Source organism: Deinococcus arboris (assembly GCF_009755355.1).
Classification (GTDB): domain Bacteria; phylum Deinococcota; class Deinococci; order Deinococcales; family Deinococcaceae; genus Deinococcus; species Deinococcus betulae.
In genome coordinates this window covers 41148-65591 of sequence record NZ_WQLB01000010.1, presented here as the reverse complement: position 1 = coordinate 65591, position 24444 = coordinate 41148, and the positions used below count along the sequence as shown (strand labels likewise).

The window sequence follows — 24444 nt, the reverse complement described above, 5'->3', positions numbered from 1 at the left end:
AGCCTCCTTTTGACAGTGTTCTGTCAAGTCAATGAGCGTACTTAAAATGACAGTATGCTGTCAAGATATGGCCCTTACGCCCGCCGCCGCTGCCTTTGCCGATCTTGTGGTGCAGGTGTTTCACCTGAATGGGCTGCTACTAGAGGCCGGTGACCGGTTGACAGCCCCCAGTGACCAGACGAGCAGTCGCTGGCAAGTGATGGGCTGCATTGACCACGCGCCGCAGTCGGTGGCGGCGGTGGCCCGCACGATGGGCCTGACCCGTCAGAGCGTGCAGCGCACGGCCGACCTGCTGGTGGGGGACGGCCTGGCGGCTTACGAAGCCAACCCTGACCACAAGCGCGCCAAGCTGCTGCGCCTGACCCCCGAAGGCCAGCGGGTGCTGACGACCATCGAAGACGCTCAGGCGGCCTGGGCCAATCGGGTGGCTGACGGGTTAGATGAAGTGGCCGTGCGAAACGCCGTGGAACTGCTGGCAGCGGTGGAGCGGGCACTGGCCCGGCGCTGAGGGCCACAAGTTCGCGTGACTTTTCGGGTGAACCTCCTACCATGAAGCTGACCGGGAGGGCACCATGAACTTTGAATCCAAACCCCTGCGCCGGACAAAGGCGGGCCGCCCGCACAAGTCCTCCTCTTTGTCTCCGCAGGTTGACGCCCCATCACCCGCCTTGCCTTCCTTCCTGTTCCGTCCGCTTTCACTTCAGCGGCAGGTGGTTCAGCCTGTCTTGGCGGCCTCTGCCTTGCTTCAGGCAGATACCCAGGCCCGCGCGCTTCAGCGGCAGAGACTGATGACGCAGTCGCAGGAGGATGTCGCCCACCCAGTCCCCTCCACGCTTGCACCGGTGCCTACTGCGCCGCGCAGCCCTGCCGACTGGGTTACCGTCATGCGCCATCAGGCCCAGCAGACAGAGGGGAAAGCGCTGTCGCCACGAGAATGGACAGCGTGGACGGCCCTTCAGCGGCAGGTGGCCACGCACCTCAGCCAAGGCTACCGCCGGGAGTCAGGGCCTGCTCAGGTGCGGCAAGAACGTCTGGCGGCGCACCTGGCCCATTTGCAGGACCACCCACTTAGCGCGCCGGTGGCGGGGGCGACCCTGGCGCTGGTGCCCCCTGGAGAGCGCCCAGCCTTGCAACGCGCGCTGGACGCCGCCCTGGCCCGTGAGCAGACCGCGCGGGCGCAACTGGCCCAGCAGACCCTTCAGCGGCAGCTGGCAGAACTGGACGCCCAGGAGGCGCAACCGGCCCTGGAACGTATACAGGCGCGGCGGGGGGCAGGGCGTCCACTGCCCGGAGCAGTGCAGCGGCATCTGGAACAGGGCCTCAACCATGACCTGAGCCGAGTCCGCGTCCATGCCGACGCTGAAGCCCATACCCTTGCCAAAGGAGTCAATGCCGTCGCCTTTACCAGTGGCACTGATATCTACTTTCAGGCCGGGCGATATGACCCCAACACCCAGACTGGGCTGGAGTTGCTGGCGCACGAGGCCACCCACGCCGTGCAGCAGATGCGGGGGCAGGTGGGGCCTGGCGTAGACCCGGACGCCGGTTTGGAGGTGCAGGCGCAGAACATGGGTCGGCAGATAGCGGCTTTGCCCAGGCAGGCGGTTCGGCGTGCCACGCCGCCGCTGAGCTTTGGTCACATGTCACCCGGTCAGGCTCTTCAGCGACTGGCAGCGCCTACAGCCTCGCGGCGCTGGGAGCAGCCCCACGCTTTCGAAGGGCAACTTGCCAGTCCTACTGGAAGTTCTGAACTGAGCATCACAGCTCTCCAAGTGATTGGCAAAGGGGTAATTGTTGGGCAGTTCACGGCCACGAACGGGACGGGCCGCATTGATGGATTTCTGGACAGCAAGGGGAACGTGTACTGGACCGCCCGCTATCAAACGGGTGTCCTGAAGGACAAGGCTCGCAAGTTTCATGGCCGTATTGAGCAGAACGAGAAGGGCGTGCCGACGCGGGTGCTGGGTACTTGGCTGGGGCAAAATGCCCAGGGCAAACCTGTGGCCTACCGACTGAAGGCAGAGCATCAGGAATCAGAGACTGTACCGGAGGCGGAGGCAGACAGTGCCGGGGGTGGCCCGGGCCTAGACCAAGGCATCCACGCCGTGCCGGCCTCTCTCAAGCTGCCCGATGGCACCACTTTGAAATTGGACCCCAAGGATTTCAGCGCGCAGGGGTCATTCGCCACCACCACGGCCACCACAGGCCAAACCAGATTTGCTCCCCAGCCAACTGGTCTCGCTGGAGCCGTCACACGGCAAATGCTGGCGGATGTCAAAGGCCTGAAGCCGGCTGAAGTGCAGACGGCACGTCCCTGGACAGGCACCGAGTTCTTTGGCCAAGGGCCGGATTACCAGGACAAAAATGGTCCTCTGAAGTACGCTTCTGGTCTTCATCAGGTGCATAGCGGTTGGGACTTAAATACCACCATGGAAAATGTTCCTGGAGGCTCCATGGCCAAAGCTGCCGCAGATGGCATCGTTTGGTACAAGGGCTGGACTGGGATGGGCAACACCATCGTTCTGTACCATCCGCAATTTAAACGCCACACACGCTACGGCCATCTGAAAGATCTGGGGACATTGAAGGTTGGTCAGATTGTCAAGGCCGGGGCCGAGATGGCAGTTCTTGGAAATACCAACACTGGTTTGCCACATCTTCACTTTGATGTTATCAAGGAGTATGTCAATGCGGCGATGTGGAATGGTACACCAGTAGGAAAAACCCAGGAAGAAATCAACAAATTTGTCAAACAGCATTATGAAGACCCGATGCTTTTCTTCGCCCGTGCTGGTGTGCGAGTGCCTGGGACAACGCCGGAACTCATGGCTAAAGAAACCAAAGCTGCTCTCGGCGGCGGCGGCTTTCAGGGACAGTTAGCCGGTCTGATTGACCAGTTTGTGCAGATGCCTATGCTGTCGCCCAACCAGCTGTCAGTTCAGAGACAGGCTGAGGTGCCGGCCCTCCTGCGAAAGCATCTCGAACTGATCTTCAACGACTGTTTGCGCGCAAAAATCGACAATCCTAACCAAGTCGCTTACGTCCTGGCGACGGCCTATCACGAAACTGGATTCGGCATTCCTAAGTTCACAAGAAGCGCTACTCTTCAGGAAGATGCCAACCCTCTGAAGCAGGATGCACAGGGGTCCTACCGCGTGAATCACGTCACAGGTCGAAGGGTTCCTGGTGCCAGCCTCGTTGCCTATTTCAACGAGGCGTATGGGCGCAATACTGGGCTGGGCAACAGGGCGGGAACCGATGACGGCTACAACTACAGGGGCCAAGGCTTCGTCCAGCTCACCGGGAGAAGCAACTACGGGACCATGAGTGCCCTGCTCAACAAGATCGGCTTTTCATACTCTTTTGCAGGGAAAAAATATGGCAAGGGCGGGGTGCCTATTGACCTGCTGACCCAGCATGAACATGTCAGCCAGGTCCCAGAGCTTGCGAGCGTGATCTTGGTGCAAGGTATGAAGGCGGGGTCTTTTAGAAGTAAGAAGAATGCTGCGGGACAGCGCATTCTGCAAAGCCTCGATATGTATTTCAATGTTCAGGGGAATGATTTCACTGGAGCCAGAAACATGATCAACGGCGACGGACTACAGAACGGAGCCAAGGTTGCCGCAGAAGCCCAGGCCTTCTTGCAGACTCTGTTAAAGAATCAGAACTGGAAAAATCTGAGTACGGCTTACAAGGCAGCCGGGAATGCGTAGGCGCTCCCTCTGGCTTGCCGCCCTCTGCGTGTCTGGTACCAGTAGCGCCGGACAGCTCTCGAACTCCGCTTGGAAAGTCTTCTATGACGGCCAGCGAGCCACCGCCTTCAGTTCGTCAAAAACAACACCCATCTACCAGAGCAGGAAAGACCCTGATTGCCCGACCTCAGCTGACCGCTGGCAGGGCGAAGTCAAGTCTCTGGTCGGCCATTTCGCCTCCTACTTCACGCAGGAGGAGTACTACTGCGGGGCCAGTCCAGCGATTCTTAGAACGTATGGGACTTTGAATCTGGCCACAGGGAAACCTGTTGGTCTTCTGGAACTCTTCAGTAGAGCGGAGGTACTCAGAGCCCTTTCGGGGGACCCATTCGTTCAAAAAGCCCTGCGAGATTACGGTATTACAGGAGCAATTTCGGATCTGGAAACTATCAACGAGGCACTGGAAGTCACAAGGTGCCTCTCTCTTCAACCCTTTGACTTTCGAGAGTTTGCGTTCTTTGACTATCAGCAGGCAAAGAGTGTGGCGGGCGTGCGGCTGTCGCTTCGTGCAAAATTCAAATCATGTTCGCCTGGCTTCACTCAGCTGGGCTTAAGCATGCTGGCTCCTGCTCAATTGAGGCCCCAGTTCCTGGAAGCCAAACTGAAGAAGAACCTCATGGCAGACAGGTAACGGACTTTAGTTTCAGTACGTTCTGAAGCCAAACCCCACGGCTTTGTCGCCCTTGAGCCAAAAGCACTTTCCCTGGGTCGTGCCCTGCGGCCCAACCTTCAGAATGCCGAGTGCTGTCTTGCCATAGCCATTATCAAAAAGCTCGCTCGACACTTGATTCCTCTTTAAACTTTCAACGCAAGTCCATAACTTCTTGGCATCCGCCTGACCGCCAGCCAGGGCCTTGAACCACGCAGCAACAGTCTCCAGTCGCTGCGGCGTCCACCGGTCTTGTAGACGAACGGGAAAGAAGGCGATTTGACTCAGGTCCAGCTGACCGTTGTAGGTGCCCAGGTCGTATGCCAGATAAAACCTTTCCTGGCCACGGCGCACGAGAAAAACCTTGCCGCCTGGAAGCAGCTGCTCGCCGTGGACAGCGAGCAAGGTTGCTGGTTTGACCTCAGTACACCCACTGGCGCAGACCCGGTTCACCCAGTCTTGAAAGCCCTTCAGGGTCAGCGGAGTCAGGACAGGCGTGGACTGAGCCTGTACGTTGCCACCTGCCAGCACAAGAAGGGCGGTTGCGGACTGCCAGGTGCGCCGGAGCATAGGTCCAGCGTAAAGCCCAGCGATGAGCAGGTCATCCTGGCGGGGCCACCTCCAACTCACTGGCCAGCTCAGCCAGGAAGGCGCGCATGGTCAGGGTGCGGCGCCGGGCCTCGGTTTGGCCGGGGAGGGTCCGGAAGGTGCCGTCCAGGCGCAGCAACTTGGTAAAAAAGTGGTCCACAGTATAGGTCAGGTCGTCGGGGGTGCGGGCCACCGCCCAGGGGTCTTCTGGGTGCAGCAGCGCGCGCCCCAGTTGCCCGCCCACACCCGCCACGCGCAGCACCCCCAGTGCTCCCAGGGCGTCCAGCCGGTCGGCGTCTTGCAAGGCCGCGCCCAGGGTGGTCTGCGGAATGGCCCCGCGCGAGAAGCTGTGGTCGCGCACGGCCAGCGCGACCTCCTCGGTTTCGTGGGCGGTAAAGCCCAGCCCTGGCAGATGCGCCCGCACCGCCTGGGCACTGCGCTCGCTGGCCTGGGCACGCTCGGGGTGGTTTTTGGGCAGATTGACGACGTCGTGCGTCAGGGCCGCCGCCACTGCCAGCGCAGCGGGTTCGTCTGGGGCGCAGCGCACCGTCCAGCGGGCGACCCGCGCCAGGTGCCCTTCATCATGGGCGGCGTCGGCGCGCATGTTGCCCTGAACCCAGGTCCACACGGCGTTCAGTCGGGGATCATGCGCCAGCAGCGGCGCCAGAGGCGAGGTCAAGCGGACTCCATCATGGGTGCAGTATGCCCCCAGGTGGGGGGCGCCACTTCATGAGATCGGGTGAGAAACCTCACGCAGGCCGGGCCGGGCGTAAGCGGCGGGTGATGCTCCGGCGGCTACCGTAGGGCATGACCGCCGCCGCCCCCCACCCGCCCTCGATTCTCATCGTGGATGACAGTCCGGGGCTGCTGCACACCATGGAGTCCATGCTGCGGCCTCATCTGCCGGTCACCCTGGCTGACAGCGGCAGCGCTGCCCTGGAGCGCCTGACCCCTGACACGGCCCTGGTGCTGACCGACGTGCGGATGCCCGGCATGAGCGGTGTGGAGTTGGCGCAGCGGCTGCGGCGCACTCACCCTGACCTGCCCGTAGTGTTTATGAGCGGCATCGTCGAGGATGAACTGCGTGCCCAGGCCCGCGCGCTGGGGGTGCTGGACGTGCTGCGTAAGCCCCTGCGGGCCGAGCGGCTGTTTCCGGCCTTGCAGGAGTGGCTGGCCGGGCAGCTGATCTTGCCTGACCCTAAGGTGAAGGTGGCCCCGGTGCCCCCCCCGTCGCCTGCTCCTGCGCCGCGCCTGGGCCCCATTCGGGTGACGCCAGAGGCCCCGCAGGGACAGGCAGCCCCAGTGCCCGCTGAACCAGCTGCTGTGCCGGCGCCCCCAGAGCCTGAAGAGGCGCCCGCCTCTCAGCCTCTGGCTGCTCCCACATCCACCCAGCGTCAGGAAGCGGCCAGCCGCCTGCAGGCCGCCGAGCAGGCCCAGGCATATATCGCAGGCCTGAGCGTGTTGCCGGGCGTCAGTGCAGCCGGCGCCTTTGACAGCAGCGGCGCGGCCCTGAGCGTGACCACTGAAATAGGTGCCGAGGTGGGTGCATACCTGCGCTTTCTGATGACGGCGGCGCAGACCCTGACCCATCACCTGGCCCAGCCTCTGCCCATCAAGGCGCTGCAAGTCGAGTTTCAGGAGCAGGTGCTGGTGGTCTGCCCGGTGCCCGGCGGGGTGGTGGCGGCCCTGGTGCGCGACACTCCCAGCGCTAGCGGCGTCAAGGCCTGGCTGCGCCACCGCCTGAACTGAGAGGAAGCCTTATCACTCTCAGGGAGAGGCTGACTTGTCTGGTGCTGCTCACGCCACCTGACGGCCAGAAGGCACTCTCTCGCTGTCACGGGCAGAGGAGCACGCTAGGCTGGGTCCCATGGTGATTCTGGCCGAAGCGGGGGCGTCCCCAGCACAGATGGCCCGCGACCTGGGCGCCGAGGGCGCGCGTCTGGCCGAACAGGGTGTGCGGGGCCTGGGCCTCCCGCCCACCTTTGAGGAAAGTTTTTACCGTCACGGCAATCTGCCGGAGCAGCTCCGTCGCCTCTTCGCGCCTCTGCGCCCCGCGCGCATTGATGAGGACGCCCTGGAAGGACTGGCGACCCAGGCCCAGGTGCTGATTCGCACCACCTACCTGATGGACGACGCTGTGCAGCAGTTCTACCGGGCGCTGGCGCGGGCCGACCTGGGCCCCACACTCGTGGTGCGCCGCCCTGGTGAACAGGTGGCCGAAACCGCGCAGGTGCAGCCTCCCGGCACCGCCGCCCTGCACGCGGTCAAGCGGCTCTGGGCGCAGGACTGGGGCTTTGAGGCCGTGCTGGCCCGGCTGGACGACACCGGTAGCGTGGCGCTGGAGGCGCGGCCCACGCTGCTATTGCCCGGTGAGTTGGCGTAGAGCCGCCGCTTCCGAGGGGCCTACTGCCTGGTAAAAGTTGACTGAGCTAGTCGGATTAAGGCAGCATGAAGACATGACCCGTGTTCGTCTGGCCTCCTATGTGCTGTTCACCTCTGGCTGTCTCGCCGCTGCGGGTGCCTGGGCCGCAGGTTCCTTTCCCCTCGCTATCAAGCACAGCCTGGGCACCCTGGCATTTCAGAAGACCCCAGCCCGCGTGGTGACGCTCAGCGAGGAGCAGGCGGAGCTGCTCAGTGTGCTGGGCATCAAGGCGGTGGGGTTTGGCTCGGGCCGCGTCGAAGGGCGTCTGGGTCAGCCGGCACAGAATCTGAGCACTCTGGCCAAGGGCAGCCTGCAAAGTGCGGTGTTCGTGGGCGCGTACAACCAGCCCTCAGCCGAGCTGATGACGGCTCTGAAACCCGACCTGATTCTGATGGACGGAGAAGAGAGCAGCCGGGCCACCTACGACACCATCAGAAAGTACGGCCCCACCCTGGCCTACAACTACGACACCTTGCCCTGGCGCACGGCCCTGAGCGAACTGGGCCGCCTGTTTGGCAAGTCGGCCCAGGCCCAGCGCTACTTGCAGACCTATGACGCCCGCATTGCCACTCTGAAAGCGCAACTGGCAGCGGTCAGCAAGGCGGCGCCGAACACCACGCTGCTGTATATGTACGAGCCTAATTCCATCATGGTGCTGGGGCGCGGTTTCTCCTTCAGCCGGAACCTCGCCACGTTGGGCCTGACGCTGAACACGCCGGCCGGCATTGACCCGAGCATCAGCTTCAAGCAGCTCAATACTGAGGAACTGCTGACCCTGAAGACCGACCGCGTGCTGATTCTGCGCCGCCTGAACAACGGCCAGATGGTGCCCCGCAACGCCACAGATGAGGTGCTGAAGCGCCTGGGCAAGCCGGTGTTCACCTATCCGCTGGACCCGCAGGAAGCCTCCAGCGGGCCCCTGACCGACCTGAAACGCGCCGAAGCCCTGGCCAAACTGATTCGGCGCTAGGAAGCATGTCTCATGATGCGGTCCCTGCTGAAATGAGGGGCCGCGCCTCTGGCTAGCCTGCTCTCCTCGGCAGGCGGCTGCCGTACCCTGCCAGAGTGAATCCTGAGACCCTGACCGCGCTGGGCCAGTACCCCGGCCTGACCCTTGAACTGCACGACGGCGGCATTCTGGAAATTGTTATCCGCAGCGAGAAGACCCTGAACTCGGTGGATGCAGGCGCCCACCGCGCCCTGACGCGCGTGTGGCGCGATATAGACGACACGCCGGGTGTCCGGGCTGTGCTGATTCGTGGCGAAGGCCGGGGGTTTTCCTCGGGCGGCGACTTTACCCTGATTGAAGAGATGGCCAGCGACTTTACTGCGCTGGCCCGTGTCTGGAAGGAAGCGCGCGACCTCGTCTATAACGTCATCAACTGCTCGCGGCCCATCGTCAGTGCCATTCACGGCCCCTGCGTCGGCGCGGGGCTGGCGGTGGCGCTGCTGGCCGATGTCAGCGTGGCGGCCAGGTCGGCGCGGCTGCTGGACGGGCATGTGCGTCTGGGGGTGGCGGCAGGCGACCACGCCGCGATTATCTGGCCCCTGCTGTGCGGGCTGAACAAGGCCAAGTACCACCTGCTGACCGGCGAACCCGTCAGTGGCGAGGAGGCCGAGCGCATTGGCTTGGTCAGCCTCAGCGTGCCTGACGATGAGCTGCTGGACCGTGCCTGGAAGGTGGCCCGGACACTGGCCGCCGGCAGTCCCACCGCCATCCGCTGGACCAAGTACGCCCTGAACAACTGGCTGCGCGCGATGGGCCCCACCTTTGACGCCAGCCTGGCGCTGGAATTCCTGGGCTTTACTGGCCCAGATGTGCAGGAAGGTCTGAGCAGCCTGCGAGAAAAGCGGGAGCCGAAGTTTCAGAAAGATGCACCGATTTAGAATGACTGTGACCTTTGACGTCAACGCCGTGTTTGTCGGTGAACTTGAAGACCTGGAGACGTTCGCAGTGGTCCTGAGTGATCACCCAGACGACCCACAGGAGTGGCTGGAGCTTCAGCGCGCGCTGTTTGAGGATGAACAGGAGATGGCCCTGGGCATGGAGACCTATTGTCTGGTGCGGGCCAACGGTGCAGTTGTATACGGGGGCGTGACAGCCTGCATCCTGTCGGCGGCTGTTCTCGAACTCCACCTGGACCAAGAGGCGGCGGGTGTGCTGGGCACCTCTGTATTCCAACTGAAGTTGCATCTGACTGAAGCCGCTTCTGCCGAGCTAAAACGCGGCTTGCAGCGGGTCATGGCTGACCGCCTCCCGCCTGTATTTCAGCTGGCTTAGCCCTGTCTCTGTCCGGGGAACTTGGCCCCCATGCGCCCGGCCCGCGTTATTGTGGGCCGAAAAACCATTCCTGTAGGAGGGAACCCCATGACCACCAAGCAACCCGTCCGTGTCGCCGTGACCGGCGCCGCCGGCCAGATTGGCTACAGCCTGCTCTTCCGCATCGCGTCCGGCGACATGCTGGGCAAGGACCAGCCCGTCATTCTGCAACTGCTGGAAATCACCCCGGCCCTCAAGGCCCTGAACGGCGTGGTCATGGAGCTGCGCGACTGTGCGTTCCCTCTGCTGGCGGACATCGTGACCAGTGACGATCCCATGGTGGCCTTCAAGGACGCCGACTACGCCCTGCTGGTGGGCGCCATGCCCCGTAAGGCCGGTATGGAGCGCGGCGACCTGCTGGGCGCCAACGGCGGCATCTTCAAGCCGCAGGGCGAGGCCCTGAACGCGGTGGCCAGCCGGGACGTGAAGGTGCTGGTCGTGGGCAACCCCGCCAACACTAACGCCCTGATTGCCCAGCAGAACGCCCCCGACCTGGACCCGAAGCAGTTCACGGCGATGGTGCGTCTGGACCACAACCGCGCCATCTCGCAGCTGGCCGAGAAAACCGGGCAGCCTGTAAGCAGCATCAAGAACCTGACGATCTGGGGCAACCACTCCTCCACGCAGTACCCCGACCTGTCGCAGACCACCGTGAACGGTCAGCCCGCCCTGGACCAGGTGGACCGCGACTGGTACGAGAACAGCTATATCTCGACCGTCGCCAAGCGCGGCGCCGCGATCATTGAAGCCCGTGGCCTGAGCAGCGCCGCCAGCGCCGCCAGCGCCGCCATTGACCACATGCGCGACTGGGCGCTGGGCACCCCTGAGGGTGAGTGGGTCAGCATGGGAATTCCCAGTGACGGCAGCTACGGCGTGCCCGAAGGCCTGATCTACGGCTTCCCCGTCACTTGCAAGAACGGCCAGTACGAAATTGTGCAGGGCCTGGACGTCAGCGACTTTAGCCGGGGCAAGATGGACGCCACCGCCAAGGAACTGGAAGAAGAGCGCGATGAAGTGCGCAAACTCGGCCTGGTGAAGTAAAGCAGGCAGCAGGCAAGAGGGGCGGCTCCGATGTGGGGCCGCTCTTTTTGTTGACTGCCGCGTGCTGACGGCCTCTGGCTATGCTGTGCTGAGGCCATGCCCTCCCCAGAACGCCGCGCTGCACTCGAAGCCCGTTTTGCCCGCTGGCTGGAGCAGGACGTAACGGCACTGCTGCCCAGCGGCCCCCACCCTGACTTGCAAGACCGCCTGAATGAGTGGCTCCGGGCCCACTTCGCCTTTGACTGGGAGGCCGTGCAGGAGAACATCGGCGGTACGGCGGGGCATCACAGCGCCTTTCTGCAAGCGAAGGCTCAACTCGGCCAGGCGTGGCTGGCAGGCCGGCCCTCTGCCCAGACCCAAGAAGCGGAAGTCACCTGCTTGCGTGCCCTGCACGCTTTCTGGCTGGAGTGGGCCGGGTATCAGCTCACTGTGCTCAGCGACCGGGCTTGACATGCAGTGGACTGCACGTTTGACGCTGGGGGCCGGAGGGTTTGCATGATTGAACCGAACTGGACGCCGGCGTTGCTGGCCCGGCACGAGGCCGCGCGGCAAGCTCGACGGATACGGACCCCGATGCACTCCGAGTGGACTTGGAAAGCTGCGCAGGAGAGCGAGCAGGAACAGATGCGGATTGCGCGATATGAAAGCGCAGACGGTGCCTGTCCGGCTGTGCGGCAATTCAGCGGAATCCGCATGACCCGTCTTCGCCTCTCTCACCTGCGCTGCCCCCACTGGCAGGTCATCGTGCCTCTTCGGCGGCTGGCGTAATGGCCCTGACTGAAGCGCAGTTCCGTACACTGGTGGCCTTTTCCAGAGACAATCTGGCCCAGTTGCCCCCGGCAACGCGCGCCGGGCTGGAGACCCTCTGCGGCGGGCCTGAGGTTTTTGAAGCCCTGCTGGACCCGCGCGGGGTCGGTATTGGCCGCTTTGCCGCCCTGATGACCCTGCCGGTGACCACCGTGCGTCACCTGCTGCGCGAAGACCTGCTCCATCCGCTGCGGGTGGGCAGCCGGTTCCGGTTTCTGCTGCACAACGTCATTGAATTGCGTGGGGTGCAGGAGTGGCAGGCGCTGGGCCTGACGTTGGACGAGGTGCGCGCCTTCTTGAATGGACAGCGGCTTGTCGGGCTGGCCACACAGGGCGAGTGGATGATGTCTGTGTACCGGCAGGCAGATCAGCCCACCCCCGAACAGGTCCAGCAGCTCAAAACCACCGTGCTGGCCCAGGTTCAGGCGGCAATCACCCGGCTGGAAGAAAAGCAGGTCACCCTCGTCCAGCAACTGGAACAGGCCCGCGCGCTGGCGGTGGCTCTAGCTGGTCAGCCTGTTCCAGAGCTGCCCAGCTGACCCTTCACGCTCCCTTCACACCTCACCCCGACGCAATCCAACCAGAGGCAAGCGGCATAAGGCTGAACGGAGAACCGACATCACACAGGGCTGTCCGACCCGGACGGCTGGGGTGTCCTTGTTGCTTCATCGGCCTTTCGACTTCCCTTTTTCGCTGGAGGATTCCCATGAGCAACGACACGTTTAACCGCCGCAAGTTTCTTGGCGTGGCCGGCGCGACCGCCGCTACCGGTCTGCTGGCGGGCTGCGCCCCCGCGATGGGCATGGGCGCCCGGCCCAACCTGGACGGCACCATCTTCAACTTTGCCCTGAACCTCGAATACTTAGAAGCCGCGTTCTATCTGGCCGCCGTGGGCCGCTTGCAGGAACTGGACGCGGCTGGCGGCAACAGCAGCAAGGTCATCCTGCCCGCTGGCTTTACTGGCAAGAACGGCGACGGCGTGAAGTTCGAGTCGGCCGATGTGCGCGCCTACGCCAACGAGGTCGCCACCGACGAGCTGAACCACGTCAAGATCATCCGCAAGGTACTGGGCTTTGGCGCTGTGGCGCAGCCCACCCTGGACCTGGGGCCGGCCTTTGCGGCGGCGGGCGCGGCGGCGTCGGGCGGAGCCATCACCGGCTTTAACCCCTTTGCCAACGACCTGTTCTTCCTGCACGGCGCCTTTATCTTCGAGGACGTGGGCGTCAGCGCCTACAAGGGCGCCGCGCGCCTGCTGACCGACACCAGTGCGGGCGGCAACCTGGAAAATGCGGCGGGCATTCTGGCCGTCGAGGCGTACCACGCCGGGATGATCCGCACCCTGCTGTACCAGCAGCGCAACACGGACGTGACCTCTGCCCTGAAGGTGGCCGATGTGGTGCAGGCCATCAGCAACCTGCGCGACAGCGTGGACGGCGCCCTGGACACCGATCAGGGCATCGTGGAAGCGGGCGCGGCGAACATCGTGCTGGCCGACAGCAACGGCATCGCCTACAGCCGCACGCCTCGTCAGGTGGGGAACATCGTGTTCCTGGCCCCCGGCGCCGTCAAGGGCGGCTTCTTCCCCGACGGCCTCAGCGGCGACTTCAGCCAGATTCTCGCCCTGTAACCAGCGGCGGCAAAAAGGGGGCGCGCGGAGAAATCTGCGCGCCCTTTTGCTGTGCTGGTCGGGTCGTCAGGGCCTTCATATGTGTGCCGCTGAATTGCAGCACACCCGGAAAGCTTCTAGATCGCGCAATCCGCATCGGTTCCTTCTCTCTCTGCTCGGATTCCACCCGACATTCTGCTCGGTTCAATCGGAGGCTGGATCAGTCCAGTGCAAGCACCCACTCGCCCCCGCGCATCAGGGCTTCGCGCTCGCCGCTGGCGGTGATGCCGTCCACGTCGGTCTGGGCGGTGCCGATCATCCAGTCCACGTGAATCAGGCTGTCGGCGTTGCCCCCGGCGGCGCGCAGGGTTTCCGGGGTCTGGCCGCCCTGCACGTTAGTGGGATAGCAGCGGCCCAGGGCGATATGAGAAGCGGCGTTCTCGTCGAACAGGGTGTTCAGGAACAGTGTGCCAGTGCGCGCCACGGGCGCCGAGGCGGGCACCAGGGCCACCTCGCCCAGCCGCAGCGCGCCCTCGTCGGTGGCCATCAGCTGCCGCAGGGTGTCCTCGCCCTGCCGGGCGCTGAATTCCACCGCTCGGCCTCCTTCAAAGCGCATGCGAATGCCCTCAATAACCTGGCCACGGGCGCTCAGGGGCTTGCTGGCCACCGCCCAGCCGTCCACCCGCTCTCGGTGGGGGGCCGTGAACACCTCGTCGGTGGGCAGGTTGGGCACGGCACGGACGCCGTTCTGGGCGGTTTCGGCGCCGCCCTGCCAGACGTGATGGTCGGCCAGCCCCACCGTCAGGTCGGTGCCCAGCTCGCTGCGGATGTGCAGGGCGGCGTACTGCCGGGCGTTCAGCAGGTCCGTCAGGCGGGCCAGGCGCTCTGTGTGCGCGGCCCACGCGGCCACCGGGTCGGGCTGGTCGGCGCGGGTGACGGTGAAAATATCGGTCCACAGCCGCGCGACGGCCTCTTCCGGGGACAGCTCTGGAAAGACGCGCGCCGCCCAGGCCGGGGTGGGCACCGCGCCCACCGTCCAGTTAATGCGGAAGCTGGCCGCCGCCTCACTGACTGGCCGCAGGGCTTGGGCCAGCGCCTTGCTGCGGGCCCCGACGCGCGCCGGGTCAGCCCCGGCCAGCAGCCCAGGATCCTCGCCCACGATGGCAATTGAGGCGTACCCGTCGTCCATCATGGCTTCACGTTCGCGCGAGAACCACTCGGGGACAAAGCTGACTGCCTCGTCCTGGCCGTCCTCGTACAGGGCCAGGGCCAGGTGGGCGTCCTCGTACACCACGCGCACGTCGGCGGCGCCCGCGCGGTAGGCGGCGCGCGCCACTAAGCGGGCCAGAGGCGCGGCCTCCACCGGCGCGCTGACCCGGACCTTGCCGCCGGCTTGCAAGTTGACGCCGGTATGGACCAGCAGGTCGGCGTAGCGGGCAAGCAGGGTGTCGAAGTTGGGTTGTGTCATGGCCTTTACTCTAGCGGCGTGAGGCCAGAGGACCGCAGCGGTCCAGTGGAGGGTGCGCCAGGCTCTGCACAACTCCAGAGCCGCCTCTGTGATGAGGTGGGGCGCAGTCACCTTCAAGCCACTGCTTGCTGTCCTGGCTTGGGCGGGCGCTCGGTCTCCTGCTGCGGTGCGGGGAAGCGCAGGGTGCCGGGAGCACCGGCCTCTGGCAGACCGCCCAGGGCTTGGCGCTCATGATCTGGGTTTCTGGGCTGTCTGTGACGGTCGGCGGAGGGGCTGCTCGCGCTGGGTAGGCGCCAGCTTTCTAAAACATTCAGGCACTCAAGCCTCTGCGTGCCGTCTATGCCAGGGGCGTGGCCTCAGGGCGCCAGTACACCCCAGCTTCGCGTGCCAACACGCCCAGGCCCACTAGCTCGCGGCGTAGGGTCATTACGTCACTGTAGACCTCGCCCAGCACGGCGTTGACCTCGCGCTCGGGATAGCGGCGGCCTGGGTCAAACAGGCTGGCCAGTTCGCGCAGCACCACGTCCCGCTTCTTGTGCTGGGCGGGCAGGACCGTCAGGCGGCCCTCCTTGAAAAAGGCGCGCAGTACGCGCCCTTCGTAGGGATCGCTGCTGGAGGGCGGGGTGGCGGCCCCGCGTACCAGGTCACCCAGAGGCAGGTCCAGTGTGGCGGTGGCCGCGCGGTGCAGGCGGTGATGCCCGTCCTGGCGCGTGGTCAGCAGCCCCGCTTCCGTCAGTTGCGCGAGGTGGTGGCTGACGGTGGCCGGCGCCAGATTCATCAGGCGCGCCAGCCCCTCGCCGCTGGCTTCCTGGGTCCAGACCAGACGCAGCAGGCTCAGGCGGGCTGGGTGCGACAGGGCGCGGAACAGCGCCGCCGTGCGGGTCAGTTCGGCGCTCACGGGCGCTCTGGTGGGGGCCAGGGCCGCGTGCCATGTGCCACCAGATGCGACGCCGCGTAGATGTCCAGCGCGGCGCGCAGCGTGTCTAGACGCGCCTGGGCTTTGGCTGTGGCTTGCAGGTCCCCTGCGGCCCGCGCCAGGCGCACGTCCCGCTCGGCATTGGCCTGTAAGCCCTGAAGAATGTGCCGGTATTGCCTGTTCATACGTTCCATCGCCTCGGTCATTTCGAGCCTCCTCGAATCATTTTGAACAATTCGATATTTGTCGAAATGAGCCGTGTGGCTTACCAGCCTTCGATCTGGCGCCCAGCTTCAAACGCCGCGACGCCCACCGCCACCGAGAGGTTCAGGCTGCGTCCGCCGCCCGGCTGCGGCAGTTTCAGGGCAGGCAGGGCGCCGCGCAGCCAGGTGGGCAGGCCGCGCGACTCGGGGCCAAACAGCAGGTAGTCGCCGCGCACAAACCCGGCGCGGGTGTGCAGGGTCTGCGCGTGGGTGCTGAAGGCCCAGACCCGTGCGTCTGGCGCCAGCGTGCCCTGAAAGGCCGTCCAGCTCGCGTGTTCATGAAGCTCGACGCCCTGCAGGTAGTCCATCACCGCGCGCCGGAACTCGCGGTCGTGCAGGTGAAAGCCGAATGGCCGGATCAGGTGCAGCTCGGCGCCCAGCACGGCGCAGGTGCGCGCCACATTGCCCACGTTGCCCGCCTTTTCGGGTTCAAACAGCACGGCGCGCAGCAGGGGAGGCGGCACCTCGCTCATCCGGCCACCTGCGTCAGCAGCACGGTCGCCCGCGCCTGAACGTGCGCCGGGGCCAGGCCCTCGGAGGTCTTAAAGCTCACGCCGACCTCGGTTTCGGGCAGCGCCAGCAACTCGGCCAGGGTGCGGGCCAGCTCGGCGCGCAGCGGCCCCAACTTGGGCCGGTCCAGCGTGACGACCAGCGCCACGTTGGCCGGAGCGTAGCCGCGCGCCTGCACCAGCTCCAGCGCGCGCGCCACGATCTGGCGCGAGTCCAGGCCGCGCCACTCCGGGGCCGTGTCGGGGAAATACTGCCCGATATCGCCCAGGGCTAACCCCGATAGCAGCGCGTCGGCCACCGCATGCAGGGCGGCGTCACCGTCGCTGTGGGCCACAGCGCCCAGCTCGGCGTGGGGCACCGGCACGCCGCACAGCACCAGCGGCCGCCCCACTTCAAGGCGGTGGGCATCTTCTCCGTAGCCAATTCGGAAGGGCAGGACAGACATGGGGCGCAGTCTAGAGCCGCGTTAACGCTGCGGTAACGCGCCGCCCGGCACGCTGCAGGTCACAGGGGGACGCCGCGAATGAAACACATGGACAACGACCTGTTTGAACACCTGCCGCTGCCCGCCGTGTACTGGGTGACCGGGCACCCCGCGCGGCTGAACCGCGCCTTCGTGCGGGTGTTTGGGCATGGTCCGTTGCCGGCCCCACTGCTTGAGCGCCCCGACGGCGCGCACCACACCCGTCTGACCACCCCGAATGGCGAGCGGCGGGTGTGCCGCATGCTGCTCAGGACCCTGCCGGGCGGCGAGCGTCTGGCGGTGCTGGAAGACGTGCAGGCGTACCACACCGACCCCCTGACACGTCTGCCTGACCGCCGCGCCCTGCTGCTGGACGCCGCCGACGCTCCGGCCCCCGCCACCCTGGCGCTGCTGGACATTGACGGCCTGGCGGCGCTGAACCGGCGAAGCGGCCAGGCGGCCGGCGACCAGGTGCTGTGCGCGCTGGCCGGGGTGCTGGCCCACGCCGCGCGCAACTGGCCGGCGCAGGTGTACCGGCTGGGCGGCGACTCGTTCGTGCTGTGTTCGCCGCAGCGGCTTCAGCCTGGGCACCTGCATCCGCTTCAGGCGGCGTTTGGCGGGCAACTGGCCACCCTGGGGGTGCCGGGGCGGCTGCGGCGCAGCGCCTTTGCCTTCGCGCTGGCCCACGCGCCGCACGACGGCACCACCCTGACAGACCTGCTCGGCGCCGCCGAGCGCCGGTTGGGCCGCCAGCGCTGGACGCGGCGCGGTGGGCTGGCCGCCGAACTGGGCCATCTGCTGCGGCAGGGGCGCCCGGCGCAGTCGCCTGCACCTGACCCGCGCCGCACCCATCTGGTGACCCCTTGAGCCGAATCTATGCCGCGCCTGGGGCCGCCCGCACCAGTGGACGCGGCTTGGGCCTGGCCCGGCTGCGCCCGCTGCCGCCCGCCGACCTGCGTGAACTGTGCCTGCACGGCGGCGCGCTGCACGTGGCCACGCCGCGCGGGCCGCTGCCGGTTTACCGGTTTGTGCCGCTGCAGGCGGCGGTGCTGTGCGGCGAGCGCGTGCCCTACGCCGCCCAGTGGCCCGAACACCTGAAACTGTTTGTCTACAGTTACGTCCCGCTGCCAGCGCCGCTGCCGGTCAAGGCCAGCGTGACCGCGCTGGTGGGCGCGCAGGCGCGCGACCTGTACGGGCTACGCACCTGGGACCAGGTGACGTACCAGGGCTGGCCGCTGTATCTCTATGCCTACGACCACCCTGGCCGCCCGCCGGGCGGGGTGGCGGCGCATCTGTTTGAGCCGGTGCTGGCCACCCAGGCCCCGCTGCCCCCTCCGGGCGCCGAGCGGCACGGCCCCTAAACCTCTTTCCATTCCAGGAGTGCTATGACCCAAACCGAGCAGCCCCTCAAGTTTCTGGCCCTGACCACCTTCGACGGCCGTCTGTACGCGGTCAGCCACGCAGGCGAGCCGCTGGCCCTGTACGTGTTTGCCCCGCTGGCCCAGGCGTACGGGGGCCAGTACGAGGTTCCTTTTGCGCCCAGCTGGCCGCAGTACAACCAGGACTTTGTCCTGCAGTACGTGCCCATGCCGGTGCTGTCCCCTGACCAGTTGCCCGATGACCTCGAAAAGCACATCACCAGTCAGGCGCGCGAAGGCGACCCCGTGCGGCCCTGGGAGCAGATGCTGTACCAGGGCTGGCCGCTATACTACGTGCCGGGGATACCTGCTTCGGGGGCCAGCGACGTGCAGCCCGCGATGTTCCAGCCGGCAAGGGTGGGGATGAACCCGCCAGACGCACCAACAAACACCACAGAGCCCGGTGGCGATGGGGACGTAGGCGGATTTCCGCCGCCAGTCTGGGGGCCCTGATCAGCTCAACTGCTGTTCAAGCCAGGCCGTCAAGGTCTGGTGAAGTGGCGCAGCGGCTTCTGAGGACAGAACAGGGACTGGCCAGGACAATCCGGTGAGTAAGGCCCGAGCGCGTCGCCGCTGCTCCATATGGACATTCGGTGACCCGGCCAATTGGCAGAGGAAGGTCCCCAGCGGCTCTGGGCCACAGCTGGAGAGGTCTGGAGCGGTGACCAACAGGAGTTCGTAGGCTTCCCAGGGGTTGCCCCGCTGCCGAATCAGCGCTGCAGCGTCACGGGCAGCGCGGCGAGCCTGGGGGCTGCGCCCTTTGGCATATTTCACCTGTGCGTCAAAGCGCAGCAATTCTACGGCCAGTTCGGAGGGCTGGGTGGTGTCCACCAGGCGGCGCGCCTGCTCAAGCCACCTTTCGGCGTCTCGCCACTGGGTCAGGGTGAGAGCAGCGGCAGTCCCATTGAGGAGGGCATGAACACTGAGAAAGACATGCCCCCGATCGGCGGCCCACTGGGCAATGGCCTCCGCTTCCCTCAGGAGGGCTGCGTCCGCGACATGGGAGAGCGCGCGCAGGTGGAGCAGGGTCTGCCGGGTCTGCCAGGCCTGCGCCTCGGGCAGCTCGGACAAGCCCGCCTCAACCACCTGCATTTGCCGCTGAAGTTCCTCTTCTTCTCCCAGAAAGGAAAGAGAACTGAGCAGACTCAGGCGGTAGAAGCGCTCCCGCGCCTCATCCCCTAAGCTCTGAGCCAGACTCAGGGCCTGTCGGGTCAGGTCCGCCGAGGCGCGCATCTGGCCCTGAACGCCGCGCACCGACGCCAACGTGTTCAGCACCTTCATACGGCTGCCCGGCAGGGTCGCCAGCGGCCCCTGCAAGAAGGCGGCGGCCAGCGTTTGCGCGTCCAGCAAGCGGCCTGCGCGGTAGGCCAGCCACATGCAGCCTACCTGAAGCGCCGCCTGGACCTCGGGCGGGGCGCTGACCTCTTCAGCCAGGTCGCTCAGGGCAAATAGGGCGTCCATGCCGGCGGCGTGCATGCCCCGGCGGTCATAGTGGGCCAGCAGATGCTCGGCGTGGGCGGCCGCTAAGGTGCCGCCGCGCAGGGCCGCCTGCATGGCCAGGTGTAGGTTGCTGCGTTCAGGGTCGGTGGCCGGGTCTTCAGGGGCCAGGGCCAGAAAGCGGCCCAGGTGGTGCTGGGCGTGCGCCGCCTGGGCCTCGCGGTACAGTGCGGGGTGCAGGGCCGCCTGCGCGCCCATCAGACCGTCCAGGGCCGGGTACAGGCGCAGCCGCTCGCTGCCGGGCAGGTAGGCTTCCAGAAAGGCGTGGCCCAGCAGGGCGTCTACGGCGTCGGCGGGCACACCCAGCGCGGCGCTGTCGGCGGGGTCAAAGTCGGCGCCGGCACTCAGGCGCAGGGCCGCCGCCTGCAGGGCCGGGCTGAGCATGGCCCACGACCGCTGCGCGGCCACCTGAAGTCCACGCCGGCCGTCGCCGTCGCCGTCGGCGGTGCGCAGGGCGCCGGCTTCCTGAAGCATGCGGGCATGCACGGCGTCCAGATCTTCGACGCGCAGCCACGACGCGGCCAGCGTCAGCGCCAGGGGGTGACCCATCAGGCGGCGGGTCAGGCTGGCGACCAGGCCGGCGTTCTGGGCGTTCAGCACAAAGTCGCGCCGCACCCGCGCGGCCTCGCGCACAAACACCTGCACCGCGCTGCACACCCCCACGTCCAGCCACGAAGCTTCGGGGGGCGGCCGCTCCAGGCCGCCCAGGGCCAGCAGCAGGTCGCCTCTTGCCTGCGGAGCCGTGGTGCGGCCCAGCCGCGAGCGGCGTCCGGTCAGCACCCAGCGCGTGCCCGGCAGCTGCGTGAGGCCCCGGCGCAGGTCCTCCAGGTCGTCCAGGTCATCCAGGCCGTCCAGCAGCACCACGGCGCCTTCCTTGAGGCTACCCCCCAGGGCGGCCCAGTCGCCGCCGGGCTGCCCACGCGCGGCGGCCAGGCGGGCGGCGACCTCGCTGGCATGGGTCACGCCCTCGGTGTCGACCAGGGTCACGGCGCGGCCCAGCACCGTCAGTTCGCGCAGCAGGGCGCGGGCCAGGGTGGATTTGCCGATGCCGCCGGGGCCGGTCACGGCCGCCACCCCGCCGCCCGCCTGCGTGGCCCAGGCCAGCAGGGTGTCCAGCTCGGCCTCGCGGCCCATCATGCGTGTGGCGCGCCGGGGCGCGGGCAGGCTGTCGGTGGCGCGGCGGCCGGTCAGCTCGCGCAGCTCGGTGCGCAGCGCGGCCTCCAGGGCGCTGGCCGGGGCGCTCAGGGCCAGCAGGCGGCGCAGGGTATCTGGCTCGGCGGGGGGGGCGCCCGGCAGGTCGTAGGCGCGTGCCGCCCACTGCGCCGCCTGACCGGGCTCGCTGCGCTCGGCCAGCAGCAGGGCCTCGCTCTGCACGTGCCGCGCCAGGCGCTGGCGCCAGCCTTCAACCCACTCCTCGAACTCGGCTGAGACCCCTTCGACCTTTAGGTCCGGCAGAAAGGCGCCGCTGTACGCCTGCACCGCCGCCTCGCCGCGCAGGGTCAGCAGCGCCGCTGCGTCGCAGGGCAGGGCTGTATCCAGCCGCTCCTCGCCGGACAGGGCGCCGGGGCAGGACTCCCGCAGGGCGTGCAGCGCCACGCGCAGGCTGGCTTCAGGCTTGGCGGCGCGCGGCCAGAGGAGCGCCGCCAGGTGGCGGCGGCTGGTGGGGCCGTCCAGCGCCACGATGGCCAGCATCAGCAGCGATTTGACCTTCCGGAAGTCCCCCAGGTGCAGGTCGCCCAGGGTGCGGAGCGTGACCGGCGCAGGCTGGAGCAGGGGAGAGGGGGGAAAGGAAAGGTTAGACATTGGCTGGGGACGCCTCTCATGGTAGCGCGCCGCAGGGGCGGGGCAGGGGGAGCGGTGGGCAGGCGGCGGGCACAGGGGGCTTAAGAGGCCGGGGGGTGGGGGTCGGCGGTGGCCGCACCGCGCGTGGCGTCTTGCAGCGCCGCCACAAAGTCGGGGGCGTCCTCGGGAAAGACAGATACTTCCAGCGTCACGCCCGCCGCGCCGTAGGTGTCCTGGCCGCGCACAGCGTCCAGGCTGCCCAGCAGGTGGTACAGCCGGCTCAGGTGGTCAAACGGCACGGTGACCCACAGTGTCAGCCGGGGCCGCACCTCTGTTTTCGGGGCCGCGCGCAGGCAGGCGGCCGCCGCGCCGCCGTAGGCCCGGGCCAGCCCGCCGGTGCCCAGCTTGACCCCGCCGTAATAGCGCACCACCACGGTCATCACCCGGTCCAGCCCCTGGCCCTCGATGGCTTTCAGGATGGGGGCGCCTGCCGTGCCGCCCGGCTCGCCGTCATCGTGAAAGCGGTACAGGCGCCCGATGCGGTAGGCCCAGCAGTGGTGGGTGGCGTCCGGGTAGCGCGCCCGAAAGGCGGCCAACTGCGCCAGCGCCTCCTCCGGGCTCTCGGCGCGGTCGGCGAAGGCCAGAAACTCGCTGTTCTCGGCCAGCAGGTCCTCGCGCCAGGGCCCGGCCAGCGTCGTGTAGGGCGCCGGGAGGTCTGCCGTCAGAGCAGCCCCCGCGCCGTCAGGGCCGCGCGGGCGTGCCACAGGGTCAGGCTGCTGGCGCCGTCCTGAATACCGCCCGTTTCCAGCAGCGCATAGGCCTGGCGCAGCGGCAGGACCACGCGCTCGATGGTTTCGGTGGCCTCGTGCGCGGTGTCTCCGAGGGTCACGCCCATCGCCAGAAAAGGATAAAACACCACCCCGCTGATGCTGGGCTGCGGATAGAAGCCGGGCAGCGCCAGCCACTCGGCCGCCACGCCGCCCACCTCTTCTTGCAATTCGCGCTCGGCGGCGTGGTGCAGCTCCTCGCCGCGCTCGACGCCGCCTGCCACCACTTCGGTCACGGTGGCGCGCAGGGGATAACGGTACTGCCGAATCAGCACGGCCTCGCCCTGCGCGGTCACGGGCAGCACGAAGACGGCGCGCGGCCCACGCGGGCGGTACTGGTACAGGGTCTCCACCCCGCTGCTGACCTGCACGCGGTCCTCGTAGACGGTGCGGAAGCCGCTGACCAGCACCCTGGATTCCAGGGTCTGCCAGGGCTGCGCGTCGTCCTCGGTCAGGGTGGCCCAGTTGGGATGCTCAGGCATGGCCGCAGGCTAGCAGGGGCGGCCCCTAAACGGGCGCGCCGCCGGCCCTGGCCAGCGCCTTGTCCGCCCAGACGTAGCGCGCGGCCAGGGTGCGGTACGGCGCCCAGGCGGCCAGCACCTCGGCGGGCGGGGTCTCCGGGTACAGCCGGGCCAGCCCCTGGCGCAGCGCCAGGTCGCCCAGGCTGAAGACGTCCGGGCGGCTAAGGCCAAACATCAGAAACATCTCGGCGGTCCAGCGGCCGATGCCCGGCAGGGGCAGCAGCGCCGCAATCACGGCCTCATCGTCCTGGGTACCCAGGTGGGCAAATTCTACGGCGCCGCTTTGCGCCGCGCCCGCGATGGCCTGCACTGTCCTGACTTTGGCCCACGACAGCCCCGCGCCGCGCAGGGCCTCGGGGTCAGCGGCCAGCAGCGTTTCGGGGGTCACGGCGCCCAGCAGGGTCTGCACGCGGGCGTAGATGCTGGCGGCGGCCTTCACGCTCAGTTGCTGGCCCGTCACGCTGCGCACCAGCGTAGTGAAGGGGTCAGGGGTCGGCGGCAGGACAGGCAGGTCGCCCACGCGGGCGATGACGGCGGCCATCACCGGGTCAAGCGAGAGGTGGGTGATGGCCTCAGCGTGGGTGGTCAGGGCAGGACTGGGGGGCGCGGCCATGACCCCATTGTCGGGCACTTCCCCAGCGGCCGCGCCGCCAGACCCCACAAAAAACCGCCCGGCCTGTGGTGGCCGGGCGGTCGTGCAGCAGAAGCTGCGGTGATGGTTACTGCGCGCTGATGCCCGTGTTCTGGGCAATCCAGTTGATAAAGCCGTTCACGCGGGTGTAGACCCCGTAGCCACGGCACTCGGCTGGGCCGTAGGACACGGCGCCCAGTACATAGAACTTGTTATTGTACCGCGCGGCCAGAGGGCCACCGCTGTCGCCGTTGCACGAGTCGCGGCCCGCGCTGTACTTGCCGCAGATGGTGTTGGCGGGGCGGCTGCCGCAGTCGCTGCCGGTGGGCGTAATCGGAATGCTGACTTCACGCAGGGCGCGGGGGCTGGAGGCCCCGGTTTCGGTCTTGCCCCAGCCGCTGACCACGGCCGACTTGCCGTTCACGTCCAGCACGCTTTCGGTGGCGTTATTGGGCAGGGCGGCCGGCTGCACCGTGCTGCCCAGGGTAAAGGCCGACACCCGGATCAGGGCGATGTCGTTGGCGCTGGTGCTGGTGTTGTAGCTGGGGTGCTTGATGATCTGCGCGGCGGTGCGCAGCTGCCCGGTGCTGGTGGTCAGGTCGTTAATCCCGGCGCGCACCCGCATCTGCGAGGCGCTGTAGCCGTCCACGCAGTGCGCGGCCGTCAGCACCCAGGTCGAGCTGATCAGGGTACCGCCGCACCAGCCGCCCGAGAGGTAGTTGCTGGGGGTCACGCTGACCTGATAGGGCCGGTTGGTCACGTTGGTCACGGTGCCGTAGACAATCTGGGCACTGAGGTCTTCACTGAACGCCTTCTCGGTGCCCGTCACCGTCAGGGTTTCCTGGGGCAGGGCGGCGGCCATCTCCGGGGCGGTTTGCGTGGAGCAGGCCGACAGCGCGAGAACACCCAGGGCGGACAGAACAGCATGCAGCGGTTTCAACATGACAGACCTCGGGGAGAACA

Annotated in this window: 28 protein-coding genes; 16 read left to right on the top strand and 12 right to left on the bottom strand. The window is 66.9% G+C overall.

What is annotated here, in order from left to right:
* Nucleotides 1-67 precede the first annotated feature (67 nt).
* From GO986_RS09540 to GO986_RS09530, 3 genes are all read left to right on the top strand, one after another.
* Complete coding sequence (locus GO986_RS09540) at nucleotides 68-508, top strand: MarR family winged helix-turn-helix transcriptional regulator (protein ID WP_157459061.1); 441 nt, start codon at nucleotides 68-70, stop codon at nucleotides 506-508.
* A 64-nt stretch (nucleotides 509-572) separates the two neighbouring features.
* A complete protein-coding gene (locus GO986_RS09535) occupies nucleotides 573-3713 on the top strand; it encodes an eCIS core domain-containing protein (protein ID WP_157459060.1) in 3141 nt (1046 codons plus the stop codon).
* A gap of 28 nt (nucleotides 3714-3741) precedes the next feature.
* Complete coding sequence (locus GO986_RS09530) at nucleotides 3742-4383, top strand: hypothetical protein (RefSeq protein WP_157459059.1); 642 nt, start codon at nucleotides 3742-3744, stop codon at nucleotides 4381-4383.
* Between the two features lie 12 nt (nucleotides 4384-4395).
* On the opposite strand, the gene GO986_RS09525 is transcribed toward GO986_RS09530, so the two are convergent.
* Together GO986_RS09525 and GO986_RS09520 are read right to left on the bottom strand one after the other, a co-directional pair.
* A complete protein-coding gene (locus GO986_RS09525; protein ID WP_157459058.1) occupies nucleotides 4396-4971 on the bottom strand; it encodes a hypothetical protein in 576 nt (191 codons plus the stop codon).
* 31 nt (nucleotides 4972-5002) lie between these two features.
* Nucleotides 5003-5668, bottom strand: coding sequence for an HD domain-containing protein (locus GO986_RS09520; RefSeq protein WP_232337693.1), 666 nt, complete (start codon nucleotides 5666-5668; stop codon nucleotides 5003-5005).
* Nucleotides 5669-5796: 128 nt separating this feature from the next.
* On the opposite strand from GO986_RS09520, the gene GO986_RS09515 reads away from it, so the two are divergent.
* From GO986_RS09515 to GO986_RS09470, 10 genes are all read left to right on the top strand, one after another.
* Complete coding sequence (locus GO986_RS09515) at nucleotides 5797-6738, top strand: response regulator (RefSeq protein WP_157459057.1); 942 nt, start codon at nucleotides 5797-5799, stop codon at nucleotides 6736-6738.
* A 118-nt stretch (nucleotides 6739-6856) separates the two neighbouring features.
* The gene (locus tag GO986_RS09510) at nucleotides 6857-7372 is read left to right on the top strand and encodes a hypothetical protein (RefSeq protein ID WP_232337690.1); all 516 of its coding nucleotides are present in this window, start codon (nucleotides 6857-6859) and stop codon (nucleotides 7370-7372) included.
* Nucleotides 7373-7445: 73 nt separating this feature from the next.
* A complete protein-coding gene (locus GO986_RS09505; protein ID WP_157459056.1) occupies nucleotides 7446-8381 on the top strand; it encodes an ABC transporter substrate-binding protein in 936 nt (311 codons plus the stop codon).
* A gap of 95 nt (nucleotides 8382-8476) precedes the next feature.
* On the top strand, nucleotides 8477-9298 hold the full coding sequence (locus GO986_RS09500; protein WP_369409269.1) for an enoyl-CoA hydratase/isomerase family protein: 822 nt from the start codon (nucleotides 8477-8479) through the stop codon (nucleotides 9296-9298).
* A gap of 1 nt (nucleotide 9299) precedes the next feature.
* Nucleotides 9300-9692: an Imm10 family immunity protein gene (locus tag GO986_RS09495; RefSeq protein ID WP_198170556.1), complete on the top strand. Its 393-nt coding sequence runs from the start codon at nucleotides 9300-9302 to the stop codon at nucleotides 9690-9692.
* An 87-nt stretch (nucleotides 9693-9779) separates the two neighbouring features.
* Entirely contained in the window at nucleotides 9780-10772 is a 993-nt protein-coding gene (locus GO986_RS09490; protein ID WP_157459053.1) for a malate dehydrogenase, read from the top strand.
* 96 nt (nucleotides 10773-10868) lie between these two features.
* Entirely contained in the window at nucleotides 10869-11222 is a 354-nt protein-coding gene (locus GO986_RS09485) for a hypothetical protein (protein WP_157459052.1), read from the top strand.
* Between the two features lie 45 nt (nucleotides 11223-11267).
* Complete coding sequence (locus GO986_RS09480; RefSeq protein ID WP_157459051.1) at nucleotides 11268-11540, top strand: hypothetical protein; 273 nt, start codon at nucleotides 11268-11270, stop codon at nucleotides 11538-11540.
* The gene (locus GO986_RS09475) at nucleotides 11540-12118 is read left to right on the top strand and encodes a MerR family transcriptional regulator (protein ID WP_157459050.1); all 579 of its coding nucleotides are present in this window, start codon (nucleotides 11540-11542) and stop codon (nucleotides 12116-12118) included. Before GO986_RS09480 ends, GO986_RS09475 begins: the two co-directional genes overlap by 1 nt.
* A 167-nt stretch (nucleotides 12119-12285) precedes the next feature.
* Entirely contained in the window at nucleotides 12286-13206 is a 921-nt protein-coding gene (locus tag GO986_RS09470) for a ferritin-like domain-containing protein (protein WP_157459049.1), read from the top strand.
* Between the two features lie 199 nt (nucleotides 13207-13405).
* Here GO986_RS09470 and GO986_RS09465 read toward each other — a convergent pair whose 3' ends face one another.
* The 5 genes from GO986_RS09465 to ispF form a co-directional block, all read right to left on the bottom strand.
* On the bottom strand, nucleotides 13406-14653 hold the full coding sequence (locus GO986_RS09465) for an aminopeptidase (RefSeq protein ID WP_157459048.1): 1248 nt from the start codon (nucleotides 14651-14653) through the stop codon (nucleotides 13406-13408).
* A gap of 337 nt (nucleotides 14654-14990) precedes the next feature.
* A complete protein-coding gene (locus GO986_RS09460) occupies nucleotides 14991-15551 on the bottom strand; it encodes a DUF2087 domain-containing protein (protein ID WP_157459047.1) in 561 nt (186 codons plus the stop codon).
* Nucleotides 15548-15775, bottom strand: a complete 228-nt coding sequence (locus GO986_RS09455; RefSeq protein ID WP_157459046.1) for a hypothetical protein — start codon at nucleotides 15773-15775, stop codon at nucleotides 15548-15550. The genes GO986_RS09460 and GO986_RS09455 overlap by 4 nt, the downstream gene beginning before the upstream one ends.
* 59 nt (nucleotides 15776-15834) lie before the next feature.
* Nucleotides 15835-16305: a tRNA (cytidine(34)-2'-O)-methyltransferase gene (locus GO986_RS09450; protein WP_157459045.1), complete on the bottom strand. Its 471-nt coding sequence runs from the start codon at nucleotides 16303-16305 to the stop codon at nucleotides 15835-15837.
* A complete protein-coding gene (ispF, locus tag GO986_RS09445) occupies nucleotides 16302-16787 on the bottom strand; it encodes a 2-C-methyl-D-erythritol 2,4-cyclodiphosphate synthase (protein ID WP_157459044.1) in 486 nt (161 codons plus the stop codon). Before ispF ends, GO986_RS09450 begins: the two co-directional genes overlap by 4 nt.
* Nucleotides 16788-16865: 78 nt before the next feature.
* Here ispF and GO986_RS09440 point away from each other — a divergent pair, with 78 nt between their 5' ends.
* The 3 genes from GO986_RS09440 to GO986_RS09430 are packed head-to-tail and all read left to right on the top strand — an operon-like array spanning nucleotide 16866 to nucleotide 18676.
* The gene (locus GO986_RS09440) at nucleotides 16866-17672 is read left to right on the top strand and encodes a diguanylate cyclase domain-containing protein (protein WP_157459043.1); all 807 of its coding nucleotides are present in this window, start codon (nucleotides 16866-16868) and stop codon (nucleotides 17670-17672) included.
* The gene (locus GO986_RS09435; protein ID WP_157459042.1) at nucleotides 17669-18166 is read left to right on the top strand and encodes a COG4315 family predicted lipoprotein; all 498 of its coding nucleotides are present in this window, start codon (nucleotides 17669-17671) and stop codon (nucleotides 18164-18166) included. The genes GO986_RS09440 and GO986_RS09435 overlap by 4 nt, the downstream gene beginning before the upstream one ends.
* Nucleotides 18167-18190: 24 nt before the next feature.
* On the top strand, nucleotides 18191-18676 hold the full coding sequence (locus GO986_RS09430; RefSeq protein WP_157459041.1) for a hypothetical protein: 486 nt from the start codon (nucleotides 18191-18193) through the stop codon (nucleotides 18674-18676).
* Here the strand turns inward: GO986_RS09430 and GO986_RS09425 are convergent, their stop codons facing one another.
* From GO986_RS09425 to GO986_RS09405, 5 genes are all read right to left on the bottom strand, one after another.
* On the bottom strand, nucleotides 18677-21523 hold the full coding sequence (locus GO986_RS09425) for a hypothetical protein (protein WP_157459040.1): 2847 nt from the start codon (nucleotides 21521-21523) through the stop codon (nucleotides 18677-18679).
* 80 nt (nucleotides 21524-21603) lie between these two features.
* Nucleotides 21604-22266, bottom strand: a complete 663-nt coding sequence (locus tag GO986_RS09420) for an IMPACT family protein (RefSeq protein ID WP_369409266.1) — start codon at nucleotides 22264-22266, stop codon at nucleotides 21604-21606.
* Complete coding sequence (locus GO986_RS09415) at nucleotides 22224-22811, bottom strand: NUDIX domain-containing protein (protein ID WP_157459039.1); 588 nt, start codon at nucleotides 22809-22811, stop codon at nucleotides 22224-22226. The genes GO986_RS09420 and GO986_RS09415 overlap by 43 nt, the downstream gene beginning before the upstream one ends.
* 25 nt (nucleotides 22812-22836) lie before the next feature.
* The gene (locus GO986_RS09410; RefSeq protein WP_157459038.1) at nucleotides 22837-23463 is read right to left on the bottom strand and encodes a DNA-3-methyladenine glycosylase family protein; all 627 of its coding nucleotides are present in this window, start codon (nucleotides 23461-23463) and stop codon (nucleotides 22837-22839) included.
* Between the two features lie 106 nt (nucleotides 23464-23569).
* On the bottom strand, nucleotides 23570-24424 hold the full coding sequence (locus GO986_RS09405; protein WP_157459037.1) for a serine protease: 855 nt from the start codon (nucleotides 24422-24424) through the stop codon (nucleotides 23570-23572).
* Nucleotides 24425-24444: the final 20 nt, after the last annotated feature.